Origin of the sequence: Frateuria sp., from assembly GCF_035695185.1 — a bacterium.
Lineage (GTDB): Bacteria > Pseudomonadota > Gammaproteobacteria > Xanthomonadales > Rhodanobacteraceae > Frateuria_A.
This window is the reverse complement of sequence record NZ_DASSES010000122.1, coordinates 1-5,209: the sequence shown is the minus strand read 5'-3', so window position 1 is coordinate 5,209 and position 5,209 is coordinate 1. Positions and strand designations below refer to the sequence as shown.

Sequence of the window (5,209 nt, the reverse complement as noted above, 5' to 3'; positions counted from 1 at the left end):
CCGCAGCTTATCGGCATCGGCTAGGCGGGAGACCACGGCCAGCAAGTCGTCCAGGGATACATCGTCGGCGGGAGTAGCGGCCAGGGTCGGCCACGGCTCCTTGAGGTTCCGCCTAATGGATGCCTCGACCTCCCGCGCACTAGCCTTCCCGTTGCGCCGCAGCTCTCCAACATAGGCATCCAGGAGCGCGCCCAGCGTGGCCTCCTGTCGGGCCTGTGCGGCCTCCTCTGCGCGCGCTGCGGCTTCCCGCTGGCGCTGCGCCTCTCGGGCCTCAGCGTCCAAGACGGCTTTCAGATCACGCTCGCCTGCGCGATACCTTGCGGACAACTCGTTAGCCTTGTCGCGAGCGACCTCAAGAGACAGTGGCCCACCGCTGCCCGACCACTCGCCTAGGGAAATCGGGTCACGCGCGCCCGAAGGGTCGGTATAGCGGAAATAGAACAGGACTCCACCGCCGCCTAGCTTGCGGGCATAGAGCGTCCCTCCCCCTCGCGTGCCTCCATCGGAGCGCCACCCGGGTTTCATTGTCTGCAAGGTGCGGTGAGTCAGCTTAGCCATCGGCCCTTAGTCCCCGTTCGGTTGCCGTAGCATATACGATCGGTTGCCGTTCGGTTGCCGTTTGTCGTTAGCTCGCGCCAGACGCACCTAGACGCCTCTAGACCTTGTATGACAACGCTTTCAGAGACTTAGTCGAGGATGGTAGGCCGGTCCAGACGGCGATAGACAGTGGGATACCTGATTGAAAATCCCCGTGTCGGCGGTTCGATTCCGTCCCCGGCCACCATGAATAGGACTCAGCCCACCCATGCGGTGGGCTTTGTTTTTTTGTGGCCTGATCCATTAGCCATTCGGCGCGTCTCCATCTCGCCGCAGGCCAAGGTGTGCGTCACCGGGCATTGGCTGCAACCTCGTGATGTGTCGCCTTTGCGGCTTCGTCGAGGGGGCCAGTCGGTGTTCCTTCTTCGGGGGTGGCAAGGATGCCGCGCCAGGCCTTGCTGACCACGACGTCTGTGCGGTTTCGCTGCGACCATTGTCCCCGCGCCTGGCCTCACGGCTGCCGTTCGCATCCGGTGGGCGGTTGGGAGGACCCGTTGCGGCTACTTCAGGCCGGGTCCGCGGCCGCGGGCACCGCCCTCTCGGGCGCCAGCTTCTCGAACAGCTCGACGAGGTCCTCGCTGCTGAACGGCTTGCGCAGAAATGCATCCATCCCGGCGCCGTGCGCCTGCACTTCCTCGTCGCCACCGGAGCGGGCGGTGATGGCGACGATCGGGGTGCGCCGGTCCTGCTCCTCGCGCTGGCGGATCAGGCGGGCGACCTGGAAGCCGTCGACGCCCGGCAGGTCCAGGTCCAGCAGCACGACATCGAAGCGCGACTGGTCCCGTTCGGCGAGCGCGCCCAGGCCGTTGGCGACGTAGCAGACGCGGTGGCGCAGGCGTTCGAGCTGGCCTCGGATCACCGCCGCGACGATCGCGTCGTCTTCCACCAGCAGCACGTGCAGTGAACGGCCGCTCACCGCATGCGTGATGGCAGGCGCGCCGGCGCTCCCTTCGGGCGGCTGCAACGGCAGGCGCACGCGGAAGGTGGTGCCGTGGGCCAGGCGCGATTCGAGCTCGATGCTACCGCCCATCATTTCGACCAGTTCCCGGCAGATCGCCAGCCCAAGGCCGCTGCCGGAGCGCCGCTGCGGGCCGTCGACCTGTTCGAAGCGCTGGAACAGCCGCGCCTGCGCCGACTCGGGGATGCCCGGACCGGTGTCGGCGATGCTGAAGCCGATGCCCCCGGCGCACGGTTCGGCACGCAGCTTCACGCTGCCGTATTCGGTGAACTTCAGCGCGTTGTGGGTGAGATTGAGCAGTACCTGCTTGATGCGCACGGCATCGCCCACGACCCTGGGCGGCAGCTCGTCGGCCAGGTCGATCGTGAGGCTGAGGCGCTTGGCCTGGGCGTGGCCAAGCTGCAGTTGCGCCACGTCGTCCACCAGCTGGCGCGGATCGAACGGCGCCTGTTCCAGGTCCAGCCGGCCGGCCTCGATGCGGGCCAGGTCCAGCGCATCATTGAGCAGCTTGAGCAGCATGCCGCCGGAGCGCTGCATCGCCAGCGTGTACTCGCGCTGTTCGGGCTTGAGCGTGGTGGTCAGCAGCAGTTCGGCCATGCCCATCACGCCGGTCATCGGCGTGCGGATCTCGTGGCTGAGCGTGGCCAGGAACTGGCTCTTGGCGGCACTGGCCTCTTCGGCCAGGCAGCGTTGCTGCTCGGCCAGCGCGATGCGATGGCGCTGCGCGATCCGCCGGCGCCACACCCACAGCGCCATCCACACGCCCAGCACCAGCGTGATGGCGTAGGCCAGCCACGCCCACCAGCGCGCCCACGGCGGCGCCTCGACATGAATGCGCAACGGCGCGGCCAGGTGCGCCCAGGCGCCGCCGGCGCCGACCGCCATCACGCGCAGCGTGTAGTCGCCCGCGCCCAGCCCGGCGAAGTCGCGCTCGCCACGGCTGTCGACGTCGACCCAGCTGCCGTCCAGGCCGTCGAGCCGGAACCGGTAGCGATTGGCTGACGGGTCGACGTAGGAGAACACTCGCGCCTCCACGCCCAGTTCGCGGTCGCGCCAGTCCACCTCGACCGGCCCCGGACCCAGCGGCAGGTCGATCAGCTGGCCGTGACGCCGCACTCGCACGCGGGCCAGCGCCAGCTGGGGCACGGTCGCCTGCTCGCACACGCGGTCGGGGTCGAAGGCGACCACGCCGCCGAGCGACGGCGCATACAGGTTGCCATCAGGCATCAGGGCGAAGCCGCGGGCGAACTCGGTGTTGCTCAGGCCATCCTGCAGGCCGAACGAGCGGAAGCGGCCGGAGTCCGGATCGAAGCGCCACAGGCCATCGGTGCCGAAGATCCACACGCGTCCGCGCGCATCCACGCGCATGTCGACCACGCCGACCGAAGGCCAACCGTGCGCCATGTCCACATGGCGCACCAGCGCCAGGCCGTCGCCGTGGTAGCGGTACCGCTCCAGCCCGTCGGGCGTCGCCAGCCACATGCCGTCGGGGGTGAAGCTGAAAGCCTCCACCGAGACGCCGGTGGGGCCGCCCGGCACCGGCTCGAAGAAGCGGTGGGTGCGGTCCAGCTGCATCAGGCCGCCTTCGCTGGCGTAGTAGAAGGTGCCGCGGTCGTCGAGCGTCATCTGCGCGCCCCACAGCATCTTGTCGTCGGCCTGGTGCATCGGCACGCGGGTCACCGCCAGCGTGTCCGGGTCGACCCGGAACAGGCCCTCGCGGAAGGTGCGCACGTACAGGCGGTGGTCGGGCCCGGGCTCGACTTCCAGCGGGTGGCGGAACATAAGGCCCTGCGGGTCGACCGGGTCCACGCGCGCGCCCTGGGCCCGATAGAGCGTCCCCTGCACCGCGACCCACAGGCGGCCCCCCTCGCCCTCGGTCATGCCGAGCACGTCGCCGTGCAGATCGGAGAGCACGTGCTCGACCGCGCCGGTGGCGGGGTCCAGGCGGTCCACCCGGCCGTCGCGCTCGCCCACCCAGACGTGCCGGCCGTCGCGACCGCGCGCCATGGTGGTCGCCACCGCGTCGCGCAGGCTGGCCGGATCGTCCGGGACGTGCGTGTAGCGGCTGAAGCTGTACCAGCCCGGTGCCAGGTAGGCCACGCCGCCGTCGAGCGTGGTCACCCACAGTCCGCCCTCGCGATCGACGTAGAGCTGCCATACCCAGGTGCCGGGCAGGTTGCCGTAGAGCACCGGGCGATTCATCACCGGGATGACCGGACCGTCCGCCCGCTGCTGCAGGAACAGGCCGCGCTGGGTGCCGATCCACAGCCGCCCGGCATGGTCGCGGGCGCTGACCATCACGTTGGTGTCGGGCAGTTCATCGCGCGCGAAGCGGTGCACACGGCCGTCGGGGCCCACGACCAGCAGCCCGCGCACGGTGGCGATGCGCACTTCATCGCCGTTGCCGTCGATGCGCCAGGCATCCACCGACTGCGCCGGATCGGCCGGCAGCACCCGGTGCCAGCTGCCGTCCGCATCGCGGCGGAACAGGCCGTGGGCGCTGCCGACCCACAGGCGCTGGTGGGGGTCGACATAGAGCGCGGCGACTTCGCCGAAGTCCGAGGGCGCCGGGCCGAGCAGCGGATTGACGACGTGCTCGAAGCTGCCGTCCGCGCGCATGCGGTCCAGTCCGAAACGGGTGCCCACCCAGAGCCGGCCGTCGGCGGTCTGCGCCAGCGTCCACACCTTTTCGCTGACCAGGCTGCCGGGGTCGGCCGGATCGTGCTTCCAGTGCCGGAACCTGCCGGTGGCGGCATCGAGCCGGTTCAGGCCGGCGTCCAGGCCGGCGGCCCACAGCCGCCCTTGCCGGTCGATCAGCAACGAGGAAATGCCGTTGCCGGCGAGCGAGCCGGGGTCGCCGGAAATATGGCGGAAGTTGGTGAACTCCACGCCATCGAACCGCGCAATGCCGTTCTTGGTGCCGAACCACATGGTGCCGTCGGGCGCCTGCGCGGCGGTGTAGACCAGGCTGCTGGGCAGGCCATCGGCGCTGCCGTAGCGACGGAACTGCGGGGTCGGCAGGACCCCGGTCGAGACCGCCCGGGCGGGAGCGAAGGCCGGTGCGTTGGCGCCCGCCCCGGGCGCACCCAGCAGCAAGCCAACGCCCAGCAGCAAAGCGGACACCATGTGCTTCCCCCACGTGCCTGAAGTCCTTCGTGGACGCATTGCTGCCCCTCGGACCTTCACGCTCCCGGCAACCCGCCGGATTCCCCTTCACGAAATGATGCCAAAAGCATCCCCCTGCCGCGACCTTGCCCGATGTACTAATATTAGTACCATGCCCCTCAGCCCTACCCGCCAGACCCTGCTCGACTACCTGCGAGAACACATCGCGGCGCACGGCTATCCGCCTTCGCAACTGCAGATCGCCGCCGCCCTGGGCCTGAAGCAGAACCGCTCGGCGCGCCTGCACCTGGAGGCGCTGGCGCGGGAGGGCCACATCGAACTGGTGCCGGGCCAGGCGCGCGGCATCCGCCTGCGCCAGAGCGCGCCGAGGCCGACGCTGACGGTGCCGCTGCTCGGTCGCGTGGCGGCGGGCCGGCCGATCGGCTCGGAGGCCGAGGTGCGCCGCGAGGTCGCGCTGGACGCCTCGCTGTTCCGCCTCCGTCCTGACTACCTGCTGGAAGTGGTGGGCGAGTCGATGCTGCTGGACGG

The 5,209-nt window shown here is 69.8% G+C and carries 3 protein-coding genes; 1 reads left to right on the top strand and 2 read right to left on the bottom strand.

The features are described 5' to 3' along the window. Both VFH59_RS10065 and VFH59_RS10060 read right to left on the bottom strand, forming a co-directional pair. A partial coding sequence (locus tag VFH59_RS10065) for an Arm DNA-binding domain-containing protein (RefSeq protein WP_325164760.1) occupies nucleotides 1-558 on the bottom strand: 558 nt, incomplete at its 3' end. A gap of 544 nt (nucleotides 559-1,102) precedes the next feature. Next, a complete protein-coding gene (locus VFH59_RS10060; RefSeq protein ID WP_325164759.1) occupies nucleotides 1,103-4,681 on the bottom strand; it encodes a hybrid sensor histidine kinase/response regulator in 3,579 nt (1,192 codons plus the stop codon). Between the two features lie 151 nt (nucleotides 4,682-4,832). Between VFH59_RS10060 and VFH59_RS10055 the strand changes: the two genes are divergently transcribed. Beyond that, a partial coding sequence (locus VFH59_RS10055; RefSeq protein WP_325164758.1) for a LexA family protein occupies nucleotides 4,833-5,209 on the top strand: 377 nt, incomplete at its 3' end.